We start from the raw sequence: 15,592 nt of genomic DNA, 5'->3' as shown, positions 1-15,592 counted from the left end.
CCTCACCGCTAGCGCCCAACGCTCCACAGGGGCCAAAGTCCCAAAGCGGGCAGGAACTTGTTCGGCCGGACGGGCTCACTCCTGAAGGCCAAACGTGAGGGCCACTCGATCGGCCTATCAGGGCCGATCATCACCCGATTGCCAACGCGCTGCTCGGCCACTCTCCGCACGCCGGTAGCCTCTTGCCCGTGCCTGCCAAGCTCGAGGGCAAGGTCGCGACCGCCCCGCCCCGCCCCAACGCCATCCGCCCTGCTTCCGTGGCCGCTCTCGCCGCGGTGGCCGACGTGCACCTGACCAGGCCAGCGCATGCCGACGTCCAGGTGACGGGGGTGACGCTGCGTGCTCAGCACGTGGTCCCCGGCGACCTCTACGCCGCGCTGCCCGGCGCCCACGTCCACGGTGCCGACTTCGCCGAGACGGCGATCGCCAACGGCGCTGTCGCTGTGCTGACGGACGAGGCGGGCGCCGCGCGCGAGGCCCTCAAGGACGTGCCCGTGCTGATCCACCCGCGCCCGCGCGAGGTGGTGGGTCTGCTCGCCGCGCACGTCTACGGGCAGCCGTCGACGAAGATCAAGCTGTGGGGTGTCACCGGTACGTCCGGCAAGACCACCACCACGTACATGATCGAGTCCGTGCTCAAGGCCGCCGGGAAGCACACCGGGCTGATCGGCACGGTCGGCACGCGCATCGGCGACGAGCAGCTCGGCAGCTCGCACACCACGCCCGAGGCCCCTGACCTGCAGGCGCTGTTCGCGGTGATGGCCGAGCGCGGGGTCACCGACGTAGCGATGGAGGTGTCGAGCCACGCGCTGCACATGGGTCGCGTCGCCGCCACCGAGTTCGAGATCGGCGCGTTCACGAACCTCAGCCAGGACCACCTCGACTTCCACGCGGACATGGAGGAGTACTTCCAGGTCAAGGCGCAGCTGTTCGACGGCCGCGCGCGCAGGGAAGTCGTGTGCGTGGATCAAGAGTGGGGCGAGAGGCTGGTCAAGCCGAGCACCGTCACGGTCGCCACGACCAAGCCCGCCACCTGGACCGCGAGCAACGTCGAGGTGAGCGCGACCGGTGAGCAGACGTTCACCGCGCACGGCCCCGGCCAAGACATCGAGATCCACCTGCCGCTCGCCGGCAGCTTCAACGTCGCGAACGCCCTGCTCGCGATCGCCTGCCTGCACGCGGAGGGCATCGCACCGGAGGCCATCGCCGCAGGTCTGAGCAACGTCCAGGTCCCCGGCCGCATGCAGCGCGTCGACGAGGGCCAGGCGTTCACCGCGGTCGTCGACTACTCGCACAAGCCCGCCGCCGTCGCGCTCGCGCTGGACGCGGTCAGGGCCAAGACCGACGGCCGGGTGATCATCGTGCTCGGCTGCGGCGGTGACCGCGACCGGGCCAAGCGGCCGCTGATGGGCGAGGCCGCGGCGCAGCGGGCCGACGTGTTGATCATCACCGATGACAACCCGAGGAGCGAAGACGCGTCCTCTATTCGGGCCGCCATGCTCGAAGGGGCCCTCGCCACCGAGAACAGGGGTGAGGTGCTGGAAATCGGCGACCGGAGGCTCGCGATCGAGAAAGCGGTCGAGCTGGCACATCCGGGCGACGTCGTCGTCGTGGCGGGCAAGGGACACGAGACGGGACAAGAGATCGCCGGCGTGATCCACCCGTTCTCGGACGTCGAGACGCTGACCGCCGCGATCAGAGAGGCGCACCGTTGATCGCACTCACGCTCGCCGAGATCGCTGAGATCGTCGGCGGACGGTTGCACGCAACCGATGGCAGCCCGGTCGTCACCGGCTCCATCGAGTTCGACACCCGCAAGGTCACCGAGGGCGGCCTCTTCCTGGCCCTTCCCGGTGAACGCGTGGACGGCCACGACTTCGCCGCTCAGGCGGTCGCGAGTGGCGCCGCGGGTGTGCTGGCCGGCCGCGAGGTCGACGGTCCCGCGGTGATCGCGCCGCCGGTCGAGACCAAGCACGCCAACGCGTACGTGCTCGCGGGCGACAAGAACGGCGAGGGCGCGGCCGTGCTCGAAGCGCTCGCCAAGCTCGCCCGGTACGTCACGGACCAGCTGAAGGACCTGACGGTCGTCGGCGTCACCGGCTCGGCGGGCAAGACGTCCACCAAGGACCTCATCGCCCAGGTGCTGCGGCCGGCCGGCGAGGTCGTCGCGCCGCCGGAGTCGTTCAACAACGAGCTCGGCCACCCGTGGACGGCGCTGCGGTCCACCGAGGACACCAGGTTCCTCGTGCTGGAGCTGTCCGCGCGCGGGATCGGCCACATCGCGAACCTGTGCGAGATCGCGCCGCCGCGTTTCGGTGCCGTGCTCAACGTCGGCACCGCGCACCTCGGCGAGTTCGGTTCCCGCGAGGGCATCGCGCAGGGCAAGGGTGAGCTGATCGAGTCGCTGCCGGAAGACGGCGTCGCGATCCTCAACGCCGACGACCCGCTGGTGGCGGGCATGGCGCCGCGCACGAAGGCCAAGGTCGTCCTGGTCGGCGAGAACCCGAACGCGGACGTCCGCGCCGAGAACATCGAGCTGGACGAGCAGGCCCGCGCGACCTTCACGTTGAAGACCGCCAAGGGCGACGCGCGGGTCAAGCTCGGGCTGAGCGGCCCGCACCAGGTCGGCAACGCACTGGTCGCCGCCGCCATCGCGCTGGAACTCGGTGCCACGCCGGACGAAGTGGCACAGCGACTCGGTGCGGCGGAACGGGTTTCCGCGCACCGCATGGTGATCACCGACCGGGCGGATGGCGTCACCGTCATCGACGACGCGTACAACGCGAACCCGGACTCGGTGCGGGCGGCGTTGAAGGCGCTCGCGACGATCTCGCGCGCGACGACGCCCGCCCGCCGCAGCTGGGCCGTGCTCGGGCCGATGGCCGAGCTCGGTGACGACGCGGTGCGCGAGCACGACGAGATCGGCCGCCTGGTGGTCCGCCTGGACATCAGCAAGCTGGTCGTCGTCGGTGAAGCGGCCCGCGCGATGCACCAGGGCGCGCACCTGGAAGGATCTTGGGGAGACGAATCCGTCAGGGTGCCGGACGCGGACGCGGCGATCGCGTTGCTACAGGGGGAAGTCCGGCCCGGTGACGTAGTGCTGGTCAAGGCATCCAACGCCTATCGCCTGTGGCGCATTGCCGAGGCCCTGCTGGAGGCAGGAACCAAGTGAAGAGCATCCTGATCGCGGCAGCGATCGCACTCGCGGTGTCGATCCTGCTGACGCCCTACCTGATCAAGATCTTCTCCCGTCAGGGCTTCGGCCAGGAGATCCGCGAGGACGGTCCGCAGCACCACAAGACCAAGCGCGGCACGCCGACCATGGGTGGCCTCGCGATTCTCGTAGCGATGTGGGCCGGCTACCTCGGCACGCACCTGGTGAACTCGATGTCGGCCTCGGCGTCGGGACAGACTCCGACGGCGTCCGGCCTGCTCGTGCTGATGCTGACGACGTCGCTGGGCCTCGTCGGCTTCCTGGACGACTTCATCAAGATCCGCAAGGCCCGCAACCTGGGCCTGAACAAGACCGCGAAGCTGGTGGGCCAGTTCATCGCGACGATCACGTTCGCGATCCTGGTGCTGCAGTTCCCGAACAAGGACGGCCTGACGCCCGCGTCGGTCAACCTGTCGTTCGTCCGCGACATCACCGTGGTCTCGTTCGGCGTCATCGGCTTCGTCGTCTTCTGCTACGGCATGGTCGCCGCGTGGTCGAACGCGGTGAACCTGACCGACGGCCTCGACGGCCTGGCCGGTGGCTCGTCGGCGATGGTGTTCGGCACCTACGTGGTGATCTCGTTCTGGCAGTTCCGCTACAACTGCTCCAGCTACGCGGTGGCCGGCTGCTACGACGTGCGCGACCCGCTGGACCTCGCGGTGATCGCCGCGGCCGCGATGGCGGGCTGCATCGGCTTCCTCTGGTGGAACGCCGCCCCGGCCAAGATCTTCATGGGTGACACCGGCTCGCTCGCGCTCGGTGGTCTGGTCGCCGGTCTCGCGATCGCGACCCGCACCGAGCTGCTGATGATCGTCATCGGTGGTCTGTTCGTGGTCGAGGCCCTGTCGGTGGCGTTGCAGGTCGCGGTCTTCCGCACCTCACGACGGCGCCTGTTCCGCATGGCACCGTTCCACCACCACTTCGAACTGGCCGGGTGGGCGGAAACCACGGTCATCATCCGGTTCTGGTTGATGGCCGGCATCTGTTGCATGTTCGGGCTTGGCGTGTTCTACAGCGAGTGGCTGACGGGCGGGTTCTAGGACGATGACGAAGCTGGCCGGAACGAAGGTGCTGGTCGCCGGTGCTGGAGTGACCGGCCGGTCCGCCGCGGAGGCTCTGCTCGCGGCGGGCGCCGAGGTCGTGGTCACGGACTCGTCCGAGGAACGGCTGATGGCGCTGGAGACCCTGCTCGAAGGCGTCGAGCTGGTGCCCCGCCTGGTGGAACCCCCGGCCGGGACGTCGCTGGTCGTCACCTCACCCGGCTGGCAGCCGTCGAGCCCGCTGCTCGCGGCTGCCGCGTCGGCGGGCATCGAGGTGATCGGCGAGGTCGAGCTGGCCTGGCGGATGGCCTCCGAGCTCGCCGACCCGCCGGTGTGGCTGGCGGTGACGGGCACGAACGGCAAGACCACGACGGTCGGCATGCTGGAGTCGATCCTGCACGCGGCCGGTGCGGACGCCGTGGCCTGCGGAAACGTCGGCCTGCCGGTCGTCGACGCACTGCTCGCCGGCCGCCGGGTGCTCGCCGTGGAGCTGTCGAGCTTCCAGCTGCACTGGGCGCCGTCGGTGCGGCCGCAGGCGGGCGCGTTGCTCAACCTCGCCGAGGACCACCTCGACTGGCACGGCGGCATGGAGCCGTACGCGCAGGCCAAGGCCCAGATCCTCACCGGTGACGTGGCGATCGGCTGGCTGGACGACGATCTCGTCGTCGACCTGCTGGAGGCCTCGCCCGCCCGTGACCAGATCGGGTTCACCCTGGAAGAGCCGCTCGAAGGTCAGCTCGGCGTGCGCGACGGCTGGCTGGTCGACCGCGCGTTCGCCGACGACGAGCCGTTGATCGAGGTCTCGAAGATCCGCCCGGCCGGTCCGCCCGGCATCGCGGACGCCCTGGCCGCCACGGCTCTGGCACGTGCCTACGGTGTGCCGTCCGAGGCGGTCCGCGAGGGCCTCGAAGCCTTCGAACCCGCAGCTCACCGCGCCGTGCTGGTGACCGTCGCCGACGACGTCCGGTACATCAACGACTCGAAGGCCACGAACCCGCACGCCGCGGTCGCGTCCGTGCGAGCGTTCGACAGCGTCGTCTGGATCGCCGGTGGGCTGCTGAAGGGCGCGTCGGTCGAGGAGATGGTCAGGACCGAGGCGCACCGGCTGCGCGGCGCGGTGCTGATCGGCCAGGACCGCCAGGTCATCGCGGACGCCCTCGCGCGCAACGCCCCGGACGTCCCGGTGCGCGTGCTCGACGTGGCGGACGACGACGAGCCGATGGTGGCCGTGGTCCGTGCCGCGCAGGAGCTCGCCCAGCCGGGCGACACGGTGCTGCTGGCCCCGGCGGCGGCCTCGATGGACATGTTCACGGACTACGCGCATCGCGGGCAGTCGTTCGCGGACGCCGTGAAGCGTCTGACGAGTGGCCGGTAGGGTCGAAACCGGCGACACGCCTCAGGAATCCCCGTTCGAGCGCTTGACACAGGAGACGATGATCTGGTGACCGTCGTCGCCGACAAGCCCAGGAGCAAGCGGAAGGTCCGTCCCGCTGGTCGCGTCGCGTCGTTGCGCGGCGGCCTGACCGCGTGGCTCGGCCGTCCGCTCGCCGACTTCCACCTGCTGCTCGCGATCTTCGGCATGCTCACCGTGCTCGGTCTGGTGATGGTGCTGTCCGCGTCGGCGCCGGGCCAGGTTGCGTCGGGTGTGTCGGCGTACAGCGTGTTCCAGAAGCAGCTGATCTACGTGTGCATCGGCGCCGTGCTGTTCTGGCTGGTCCTGCGGTTTCCGCTGCGGCGGCTGCGGCACCTGTCGACGGCCGCGATGGGCATCGGCGTGCTGCTGCTGGCGCTGGTGCTGACCCCGCTGGGAGACGTCCGCAGCGGCGCCCAGTCGTGGTTCACCGTCGGGCCGATCTCGTTCCAGCCGATCGAGGCCGTCAAGCTCGCGCTGGCGTTGTGGGGCGCGCACGTCCTGGTCACCAAGCGGGCGTTGCTGGGGCAGTACCGGCACCTGCTGGTACCCGTCGTGCCGGTCGCGATGCTGGTGTTCGCGCTGGTCATGCTGCAGCCGGACCTCGGCGGCACGATCACGCTCGGCGTGGTGCTGATCAGCCTGCTGTGGTTCGTGGGCGCGCCGATGCGGTTGTTCGGCGTGATCGCCGGCGGCGCGGTGGCCGGTGCCGTCGTGCTCGCGATCGGTGCCGCGTACCGGCTGCAGCGCGTGACGTCGTTCCTGGACCCCAACGCCGACCCGCAGGGAGCGGGTCTGCAGGCGCGGCAGGCGATGTTCGCGCTGGCCGAGGGCGGGTTCTTCGGCAAGGGACTCGCGCAGGGCAGCTCGCAGTGGCGCTATCTGCCCAACGTCGAGTCGGACTTCATCTTCGCGGTCATCGGCGAGGAGCTCGGGTTCGTCGGGTGCGCGCTGGTGCTGGCGCTGTTCGGCGGCCTCGCGTGGGTCGGCCTGCGGGTGGCGTCGCGCAACACCGACCCGTGGATCCGGATCGTGTCCGCGACGCTGACGGTGTGGCTGGTCGCGCAGGCCGCGATCAACATCGGCTACGTCGTGCGGCTGCTGCCCGTCACCGGCATCACGCTGCCGATGATCTCCTCCGGTGGCACGTCCATCGTGATGACCATGATCGTGTTCGGCATCCTCGCGAACTGCGCGCGGCACGAGCCCGACGCCGTGGCCGCGCTGCGCTCGCTGGGTCCCGGCCGCGTCGGCGGGCTGCTCAAGCTGCCCGCGCCCGAGGCGTACCGGCCGCCGCCCAAGCGCAAGCCGGTTCGCCCCTCCACGCCTCCGCGCGCGCCGGGCCGCCGCACCGCGCAACTCCCGGTGGTGGACGAACGTCGTATGGCAGGAAGGTCCGCTCCGCCGTCGGAGTACCGTCGCCGCGAAACACGGCGGGTCAACCAGAGCCGTTCAGAGCAAGGCAGGTCGACCCGCGGTCGCGGGCGATACAACTGATTCCCGAGTTCACACAACCGGAGGCAAGTCTTGACCGGGCACCCTGCCCCCAGTGGTCCGTGCGTTGTCGTCGCAGGTGGTGGCACCGCGGGACACATCGAGCCGGCACTGGCGCTGGCCGACGCGGTCATGCGACTGCGACCGGACGCACGTGTCGTCGCGCTCGGCACCGAGCGCGGCCTGGAGAACAAGATCGTGCCGGCCCGCGGCTACCCGCTGGAGCTGATCCCGCCGGTGCCGATGCCGCGCAAGCCCACTCTGGACCTGCTGAAGCTGCCGCTGAACGTGCGCGGTGCGGTGAAGCAGACCCGTGAGGTGCTGGAGCGCGTCGGCGCGGACGTCGTCGTCGGCTTCGGCGGTTACGTGGCACTGCCCGCGTACCTGGCCGCGCGTGGCCGGGTGCCGATCGTGGTGCACGAGGCGAACGCGAAGGCCGGTCTCGCGAACAAGGTCGGCGCCAAGTTCGCCGAGCACGTCGCGGCGGCGGTGCCGGACTCGGGCCTGTCCGACGCGCAGATCATCGGCATTCCGCTGCGCCAGTCGATCACGTCGCTGAACCGCGCGGCGTTGCGCGACGAGGCCCGCCGCTTCTTCGGTCTCGACCCGCACGCGCCGACGCTGCTGGTGTTCGGCGGCTCGCAGGGCGCGCGGTCGATCAACGAGGCCGTGGCGCCCGCCGCCGCCGCGTTCGCTCAGGCGGGCGTCGGTGTGCTGCACGCGTACGGCCCGAAGAACTCCATTGCGGTGCAACAGGTTCCGGGCGCGCCCGCGTACGTGCCGGTGCCGTACCTGGAGCGCATGGACCTCGCCTACGCCGCCGCGGACGCCGTGCTGTGCCGCTCGGGCGCGATGACCGTCGCCGAGGTGTCGGCCGTCGGCCTGCCCGCGGTGTTCGTGCCGCTGCCGCACGGCAACGGCGAGCAGGCGCTGAACGCCGGTCCCGTCGTCTCGGCCGGTGGTGGCGTGCTGGTGCCGGACGAGGAGCTGACGCCGGACAAGGTCGCGTCGCTGGTGGTGCCGCTGATGGCGGACCGAGCGCGGCTGGCGGCGATGTCCGCGGCGACGCTGGGCACCGGCCGTCGTGAGGCGGACGAGATCCTGGCCCGCACGGTGCTGGAGGTGACCAAGAAGTGAGTCTCGAACGCGTTCACCTCGTGGGCATCGGCGGTGCCGGCATGAGCGGCATCGCGCGGATCCTGCTGGCCCGCGGTGTGCAGGTGTCCGGTTCGGACGCCAAGGACTCGCGAACCGTGCTGGCATTGCGTGCTCAGGGTGCGCGGATCGCCGTCGGTCACGACGCCGCGAACCTGGACCAGCTCGTCGGCGGCCCGACCGAGGTCGTGGTGTCGACCGCGATCAAGGAGTCGAACCCGGAGTACTCGGCGGCTCGCGAGCGCGGCATCACGGTGCTGCGTCGCGCCGAGGCCCTGGCCGCGTTGATGGAAGACCACCGGGTCGTGTGTGTCGCAGGCACGCACGGCAAGACGTCGACCACGTCGATGCTGACCGTCGCTCTGCAGCACTGCCGGATGGACCCGTCGTTCGCCATCGGTGGCGATCTGAACGAGTCCGGTGCCAACGCGCACCAGGGCACCGGCGGTGTGTTCGTGGCCGAGGCGGACGAGTCCGACGGCTCGTTCCTGTTCTTCTCGCCGTCGGTGGCTGTCGTGACGAACGTCGAGGCGGACCACCTCGACCACCACGGCACCGTCGAGGCGTACACGGCCGTGTTCGACGCTTTCCTGGACCGGATCGCGCCCGGCGGCGTGCTGGTGTCCTGTGTGGACGATCCAGGTGCCGCTCGCCTGATCACCGAGGCTCGTGCTCGTGGCATCCGTGTGCGTGAGTACGGCCGTGGTGCGGCCGACGCGCGCATCGTCGACTACAAGCCGTCCGAGTCCGGTGGCCTGGCGTCCGTGGAGATCGACGGTGTGGCCGTCGAGGTACGCGTCGCCGTGCCGGGTGAGCACATGGCGTTGAACGCGGTGGCCGCGCTGCTGGCGGGCTTGGAGCTGGGTGCCGACCAGACCGGCATGCTCGAAGGCCTGGCGGCCTTCGGTGGCGTGCGGCGGCGGTTCGAGTTCAAGGGCCGTGCCGGTGGCGTGTCGGTCTACGACGACTACGCGCACCACCCGACCGAGGTCGACGCACAGCTGCGTGCGGCGCGTCCGGTCGCCGCGCCGGGTCGTGTCGTCGTGGTGTTCCAGCCGCACCTGTATTCGCGCACCCGCACGTTCTCCACCGAGTTCGCCGCCGCGCTGTCGTTGGCGGACGAGGTCGTCGTGCTCGACGTGTACGGCGCTCGCGAGGAGCCGGAGCCCGGAGTGTCCGGTGCGCTGATCGCGGACCAGGTGACGGCTTCCGTGCACTACGAGCCGTCGTTCGACCGCGTGCCCGCTCTGGTCGCGTCGCTGGTGCGCGAGGGCGACCTGGTGGTGACCATGGGTGCGGGCGACGTGACGATGCTCGGCCCCGAGATCGTCAGCGCCCTTTCGGTTTCGGACGAAGAACAGTCGTGAGCGCCCCGGTTCGTGGCAGGTCCACGCGAGTACGTTCCGCCCCGAACCGGCGGCCGAAGAGTGCCGAGTACCGGGCGCGGCGCAGGGTCATCCTGCGCCGCCGCCTGGTAGCTCTGCTCACATTGCTTTCCGTTGTGGGTCTTACCTATGGCGTGTTCTTCACGCCGTTGCTGGGCGTCCGCGCCGTAGACGTCCACGGCGCCGTGGTGCTGACCGACGACGAGGTCCGCCGCGCCGCCGCCATCGAGCCGGGTTCACCGTTGGTGCGCCTGGATCTCGCCGGCATCCGCGAGCGCGTGGCCGCCGTCCCGCGCATCGCCTCCATCGAGGTGGAACGCCAACTCCCCGGCACGGTCCGGCTCCTGATCGCCGAACGCGTGCCGGTCGGCTCGGTCAAGCTGTCCGACGGCTACCACCTGGTCGACTCCACCGGCAAGGACTACGCGATCCTGCCGGGAGCCGCACCGGGCGTCCCGGAACTGGTGCTCGCCGCACCGTCGTCCGCGGACCCGGCCACTCGCGCCGTGGTCGGGGTCGTGAACGAACTGCCGGAGAAGCTGCGCCCCGAAGTGGTGTCCGTGGCCGCGACCTCCGGCGCCGACGTGAAGGTGACGCTGTCCGGCAACCGCGTGGTGAAGTGGGGCAGCGCCGACGACACCCCGCGCAAGGCGGCCGTGCTGCTGGTACTGCTCTCGCGGCCGGGCACGACGTACGACGTGTCAGCCCCGGACCTCGCCACCGTTTCCTAGACGCGCCAACGACCCTGGTGTCGGCGCGCCTCGGTCACGGTCACAGTCACGGTCGTGGAGCCGGCGGCCGTGACGGCGTGGGAAACCGGCGCGCCCGCCGGGGTCGCGGAGGTGGCTGGGAGCACATGTCGAACGCCCGCTCAGCCGCCGGCCCGCAGCGCTGTCGCGACTCGCACGAACAGGCTGCCCAACCTGCTCGTCACGAGTTCCAACACGATCGCCTCGATGACGAGCGAACGCACGGACGCGGATGCGGGTGCCAAGACGTGCCTCCTTGAAGTGAACGACTACCGTGCTCATCGGACTGCTCCGCACGGCATTAGCCGTATTTGTTGTTGTCACCCGAAGGAAGTACGCATGGCAGGACACGTCGTGGTGGTGGGCGCCGGTCTTGCCGGACTGTCGGCCGCGTTGCACCTGCAGGGCACCGGTCGTCAGGTCACCGTGCTCGAAAAGGCTGACGTGCCAGGAGGTCGCGCCGGGACTGTCCGCGTGGGCGGGTTCACGGCGGACAGCGGGCCCACCGTGCTGACGATGCCGGAGTACCTCGAGGGAGCGTTCTCAGCGGTCGGGGAGCGGCTGTCCGACTGGCTGACGCTCGACAGGGTCGATCCGGCGTACTCCGCGCGGTTCGCGGACGGGTCGCGGATCGCCGTGCACACAGATGTATCGCAAATGGAAGAAGAGGTCCGGAACGTCTGCGGCGCAAGGGAAGCGGCGGGGTATCGCGAGCTGCGGCGGTGGCTGGGCGAGCTGTACGCGGTGCAGCGCGAGCACTTCATCGGCGCCAACTTCGACTCGCCGCTCGACCTCGTCCGCCCCGAGCTCGTGAAGCTCGCGCGGCTCGGCGGGTTCGGGCGGCTCGAACCGCAGTTGCGCAGGTTCATCAAGGACGAGCGGTTGATTCGGCTGTTCTCGTTCCAGGCGTTGTACGCGGGAGTGCCGCCGCAGCAGGCCCTCGCGGCGTACGGGGTCATCGCGTACATGGACACCATCGCGGGCGTGTACTACCCACGCGGCGGGATGCATGCGGTTCCGCAAGCACTCAGCAAAGCCGCGGAGAAGCACGGCACGGAGTTCCGTTACGGCGCAACGGTCACGCGTCTGGAGTGGAGCGGCGCACGGGTTCGCGCTGTTCATACGGCTGATGAGCGCGTCGAGTGTGACGCCGTTGTGCTGGCGTGCGAACTGCCGGACGCGTACCGGCTGTTGGGCAAGTACCCGCAGAGGCCGCTCAAGCACCGTTGGTCGCCATCGGCCGTGGTGCTGCACGCGGCGACAGACCGCACGTGGGACCTCGGCCACCACAACATCCTGTTCGGCGAGGCCTGGCGCGGCACGTTCGACGAGATCGTCCACAAGGGACGGTTGATGTCGGACCCGTCACTGCTCGTCACCCACGCGCAGGACGGCCTGCACTACGTCCTGGCGCCGTGCCCGAACCTCGGGACGGCCCCGATCGACTGGCGGCGAATCGGGCCCCGGTACCGCGACGAGCTCGTGGCGACTTTGGAGAAGCGCGGTCTGGAGGGCTTCGGCGACGCCGTCCAGGACGAGCACCTCGTCACGCCGTACGACTGGGGCAACGCGGCGGGGACGCCGTTCGGGCTTGCGCACACCTTCGCCCAGACCGGACCGTTCCGACCGCGCAACGTCGTGCGCGGCGCCGAGAACGTCGCGCTGGCGGGCGCGGGCACCACCCCAGGTGTCGGCGTGCCTCCGGTGCTCATCTCCGGGCGCCTCGCGGCCCAGCGGATAAATGCGATGCGCTGACAACGGCGCTCATGCACGCTGCGCCGCATGACACGTACCGCACCACCACTGGTCGCCGACGAGCGCGCGACCTACACGGCCCTGTTGGACTACCTGCGCGCCACCATCGTGCTGAAGCTCGACGGTCTGGCAGAAGACGACGCAACGCGCGCAGTGCTGCCGTCGAAGCTGACGACGGCCGCAGGTGTGGTGAAGCACGTGCGGTGGGTGGAGCACCACTGGTTCGAGGTGGTGCTGGCCGGACGTGAGTCGCGCGCGCCGTACACGATGGAAGACCCCGACGCGGATTGGCGCATCGAGGACGGCGAGACGCTGAGCGGTCTTCTCGACGAGTACCGGCAGCAGTGCGAGATCAGCCGGGAGATCCTCGGTGAGCTGGACCAGGTCGTGCCGTTCCGCGGCGACCGGACGGTCTCGGCCCGATGGGTGCTCGCGCACGTCGTCGAGGAGACCGCCCGGCACGCCGGTCAGCTGGACGTGGTCAGGGAACTGCTGGACGGAACGGTCGGCGACTAGGCCGCCGTCAGCTCCCACTTCTGCCAGTTCCCGCCGCCGTACGGGTACGCCCGCGCCGTATCGCCGATTCCGTCCAGGTAGAAGCCGGTCTGCTCGTTCCTGATCCGGTAACGGCTGAGCTCATCGCGGACGAGCGTCCACTGCTGGGCTCGGTCGGCAGGCGCGCAGCTGACCAGGAGCACCTCGTAGTACTCGTTGCCGAGCAGGCACTTACCGCTCGACGTGTTCTGCAGCGCGCCCTTGCCGTCGCCGGCGTCGACCCGCCGGTAGGCCTCGCGCGTCGGCGTGTCGCAGCTCGTGATCCTCGCGGTGGTGCCGTCCTCCGCCAGGCACTTGCCCTGCACAGCGTTCTTCGGACGGATCACCTCGGTGAGCTCGGGCCGCGTCGTCACGCCGACCTCGCGGATCCGCCAGTCCTGGTACCCGGTCGAGTTCGGGGTCTCCATGGTCAGCTCGCCGCGGCTGCGCCAGGACCAGGCGTCGACGAACTCGCCCTGGTTCTTGAGCTTCACCGCGCCCGACGCCTGTGGCTCCAGCTCGAACCGGTGACCGGCATTGTCCGTGTCGCAGTTCCCGCGCAAGGCGATCCAGTACGAGTAGGTCCCGTCGAGGCACCATCTGTCCCCGACGTTGCGCAGGAGCTCACCTCTGCCGTCAGCAGCCGGGATCCGTTCGAACAGCTGCGTGGCGGCACCCGTGCAGGCGTTCAGAGCCGGCAAGGACGAGTTCGGGTCGTTGAACTCGAGGCACTTGTCCTCGAGCACGTTCTTGATCTCGACGATCGTGTTGCCTTCCGGCGCCGCACCCGCGGGTGCGACCGTCACTGCCCCCAGAGCGATCGCGGCCAGCGCGACGCTCAGCATCTTGGTCCCCATCTACCGACGGTAGCGATCGTTCGGAAGAAAAAGGTGTGGAAGTGACGAAGTGATGGGCGAGACGATCTCCGATTCGGGAGCCGACTAGGCTTGTGGTGCGGCGTGCACAGTGCCGTGCGCACTACTTGACGGCACGACCGGGGAGTAGTAGCGCACAGTGTTGGGACCCTACGGCGCGCCTGCTGGACCGACGCACCGCCGGTGCTTACCGTCCTGCAGGAACATATGGGGTTGACATAACTCTGAGCCTCGACGAGAGGTTGAGAGTTTCAATCCGGGTGCATCACCACCCAGCACCACAGCACGGACCACGATCAGGAAGGCGGATCCGATGACGCCCCCGCACAACTACCTCGCGGTGATCAAGGTCGTCGGCATCGGTGGTGGCGGCGTCAACGCCGTCAACCGCATGATCGAGGTCGGGCTCAAGGGCGTCGAGTTCATCGCGGTGAACACCGACGCACAGGCCTTGCTGATGTCTGATGCCGACGTCAAGCTCGACATCGGCCGCGAGTTGACCCGCGGCCTCGGTGCCGGCGCGAACCCGGAGGTCGGGCACAAGGCCGCCGAAGACCACCGCGAGGAGATCGAGGAGGTCCTCAAGGGGGCCGACATGGTCTTCGTGACCGCCGGCGAGGGCGGCGGCACGGGCACCGGCGGCGCGCCGGTGGTGGCCTCGATCGCCCGCAAGCTCGGCGCACTCACGATCGGTGTCGTCACCAGGCCTTTCTCGTTCGAGGGCAAGCGCCGCGCCAAGCAGGCGGAAGACGGCATCCAGGCGCTGCGCAACGAGTGCGACACGCTGATCGTCATCCCCAACGACCGGCTGCTCCAGCTGGGTGACATCGGTGTCAGCCTGATGGACGCCTTCCGCTCGGCCGACGAGGTGCTCCTCTCCGGTGTCCAGGGCATCACCGACCTGATCACGACCCCCGGTCTGATCAACCTGGACTTCGCCGACGTCAAGTCGGTCATGTCCGGCGCGGGCTCGGCGTTGATGGGCATCGGCTCGGCGCGCGGTGAGGGCCGCGCCGTCCAGGCGGCGCAGAAGGCGATCAACTCGCCGCTGCTCGAGGCCTCGATGGAGGGCGCGCACGGCGTGCTGCTCTCGATCGCCGGTGGCTCCGACCTCGGCCTGTTCGAGATCAACGAGTCCGCGTCGCTGGTCCAGGAGGCCGCGCACCCGGACGCGAACATCATCTTCGGTACGGTCATCGACGACTCCCTGGGCGACGAGGTCCGGGTCACGGTGATCGCCGCCGGCTTCGACGGTGGTGGACCCACGCACAAGAAGCTGGAGCCGACGGCGCTGTCCTCGCCGCCGCGGACCGCGACCGGGCCGATCGCTACGGCTTCGGCTGCGCCGACACACGTGCCGGCTCCGGTTGCTCAGACGCCGCCGCCGGTTGTGCAGGCGCCGCCGGTTGTTCAGCCTGAGGTTCGGCAGGCTCCGCCTGTCGCGCCGCCGCCCACCACTGTGCCGCCGCAGCCTTCGCCGGTGCAGGGGAACGGGTACGTGCCGAGCGTGCCGCGGTCGTTGTCGCAGAACGGGTCGCTGCCTTCTCGGCCGGTGCCTGTTACCGATGACCCGGACGATGAGGTCGACGTGCCGCCGTTCATGCGGCGGTGAGCTGAAGGTTTTGCTGGACCCCCTGAGTCGTTTTGGGCTCAGGGGGTCTTTGCTGTTCTCTGGGGTGACGCGACTTTGTGGGTGGGTGGGTTGCGTTGGGCGTGTTCCTGTTGCTAGTCCGTGCCGTTCCCCGGTTGCGTGCGTCTGTTCCGGTTGCGTGCTTCCCCTTGGGAGCTCTGCCCCAAACCCCGCCAATCTGATCAGGGGGCCAGCGCCGCTCGCGGGTTGATGGCACGCCTGTTGCTTTGGGCGGCTTGCTGTTGCGTGGGTGGTGCGGTCCGGTGGCCCCCGTCACGAGTCGCGTCGGAGCGAGCCACACCAGGGAGGGGAGGTCAAGTCGACGAAAAGCGTGTGGGCATTAACAACCC

General features: G+C 69.7%; 13 protein-coding genes. 11 read left to right on the top strand and 2 right to left on the bottom strand.

Annotation, left to right across the window (positions count from 1 at the left end; all coding sequences use genetic code 11):
- Positions 1 to 188: 188 nt before the first annotated feature.
- From AB0M24_RS33920 to AB0M24_RS33885, 8 genes are all read left to right on the top strand, one after another.
- Entirely contained in the window at positions 189 to 1,715 is a 1,527-nt protein-coding gene (locus tag AB0M24_RS33920; RefSeq protein WP_363777398.1) for a UDP-N-acetylmuramoyl-L-alanyl-D-glutamate--2,6-diaminopimelate ligase, read from the top strand.
- Complete coding sequence (gene murF, locus AB0M24_RS33915) at positions 1,712 to 3,172, top strand: UDP-N-acetylmuramoyl-tripeptide--D-alanyl-D-alanine ligase (protein WP_363777396.1); 1,461 nt, start codon at positions 1,712 to 1,714, stop codon at positions 3,170 to 3,172. Before AB0M24_RS33920 ends, murF begins: the two co-directional genes overlap by 4 nt.
- Complete coding sequence (gene mraY, locus AB0M24_RS33910; protein ID WP_363777394.1) at positions 3,169 to 4,254, top strand: phospho-N-acetylmuramoyl-pentapeptide-transferase; 1,086 nt, start codon at positions 3,169 to 3,171, stop codon at positions 4,252 to 4,254. The genes murF and mraY overlap by 4 nt, the downstream gene beginning before the upstream one ends.
- 4 nt (positions 4,255 to 4,258) lie before the next feature.
- Positions 4,259 to 5,629, top strand: coding sequence for a UDP-N-acetylmuramoyl-L-alanine--D-glutamate ligase (gene murD, locus AB0M24_RS33905; protein WP_363777392.1), 1,371 nt, complete (start codon positions 4,259 to 4,261; stop codon positions 5,627 to 5,629).
- 66 nt (positions 5,630 to 5,695) lie between these two features.
- Positions 5,696 to 7,162, top strand: a complete 1,467-nt coding sequence (ftsW, locus tag AB0M24_RS33900; RefSeq protein WP_363777390.1) for a putative lipid II flippase FtsW — start codon at positions 5,696 to 5,698, stop codon at positions 7,160 to 7,162.
- 30 nt (positions 7,163 to 7,192) lie between these two features.
- Positions 7,193 to 8,296 (top strand): undecaprenyldiphospho-muramoylpentapeptide beta-N-acetylglucosaminyltransferase, encoded by a 1,104-nt coding sequence (murG, locus tag AB0M24_RS33895; protein WP_363777388.1) that lies wholly within the window; start codon positions 7,193 to 7,195, stop codon positions 8,294 to 8,296.
- Entirely contained in the window at positions 8,293 to 9,681 is a 1,389-nt protein-coding gene (murC, locus tag AB0M24_RS33890; protein WP_363777386.1) for a UDP-N-acetylmuramate--L-alanine ligase, read from the top strand. The genes murG and murC overlap by 4 nt, the downstream gene beginning before the upstream one ends.
- A complete protein-coding gene (locus AB0M24_RS33885; RefSeq protein ID WP_363777384.1) occupies positions 9,678 to 10,430 on the top strand; it encodes an FtsQ-type POTRA domain-containing protein in 753 nt (250 codons plus the stop codon). Before murC ends, AB0M24_RS33885 begins: the two co-directional genes overlap by 4 nt.
- Before the next feature lie 140 nt (positions 10,431 to 10,570).
- Here AB0M24_RS33885 and AB0M24_RS33880 read toward each other — a convergent pair whose 3' ends face one another.
- Complete coding sequence (locus tag AB0M24_RS33880) at positions 10,571 to 10,693, bottom strand: hypothetical protein (protein WP_363777382.1); 123 nt, start codon at positions 10,691 to 10,693, stop codon at positions 10,571 to 10,573.
- A gap of 94 nt (positions 10,694 to 10,787) precedes the next feature.
- Between AB0M24_RS33880 and crtI the strand changes: the two genes are divergently transcribed.
- Both crtI and AB0M24_RS33870 read left to right on the top strand, forming a co-directional pair.
- Entirely contained in the window at positions 10,788 to 12,203 is a 1,416-nt protein-coding gene (crtI, locus tag AB0M24_RS33875; protein WP_363777380.1) for a phytoene desaturase family protein, read from the top strand.
- Between the two features lie 27 nt (positions 12,204 to 12,230).
- On the top strand, positions 12,231 to 12,719 hold the full coding sequence (locus AB0M24_RS33870) for a DinB family protein (RefSeq protein ID WP_363777378.1): 489 nt from the start codon (positions 12,231 to 12,233) through the stop codon (positions 12,717 to 12,719).
- On the opposite strand, the gene AB0M24_RS33865 is transcribed toward AB0M24_RS33870, so the two are convergent.
- Positions 12,716 to 13,594 carry a ricin-type beta-trefoil lectin domain protein gene (locus tag AB0M24_RS33865; RefSeq protein WP_363777376.1) on the bottom strand — a complete coding sequence of 293 codons (879 nt, stop codon included), beginning with the start codon at positions 13,592 to 13,594 and terminating at the stop codon, positions 12,716 to 12,718. The two genes, AB0M24_RS33870 and AB0M24_RS33865, sit on opposite strands and share 4 nt — an antisense overlap.
- Positions 13,595 to 13,925: 331 nt before the next feature.
- Here AB0M24_RS33865 and ftsZ point away from each other — a divergent pair, with 331 nt between their 5' ends.
- Positions 13,926 to 15,224: a cell division protein FtsZ gene (gene ftsZ / locus AB0M24_RS33860; RefSeq protein ID WP_363777374.1), complete on the top strand. Its 1,299-nt coding sequence runs from the start codon at positions 13,926 to 13,928 to the stop codon at positions 15,222 to 15,224.
- Positions 15,225 to 15,592: the final 368 nt, after the last annotated feature.

It is taken from the genome of Lentzea sp. NPDC051838 (genome assembly GCF_040681245.1).
Taxonomy (GTDB): Bacteria; Actinomycetota; Actinomycetes; order Mycobacteriales; family Pseudonocardiaceae; genus Lentzea.
This window is presented reverse-complemented; position numbering and strand designations above follow the sequence as displayed.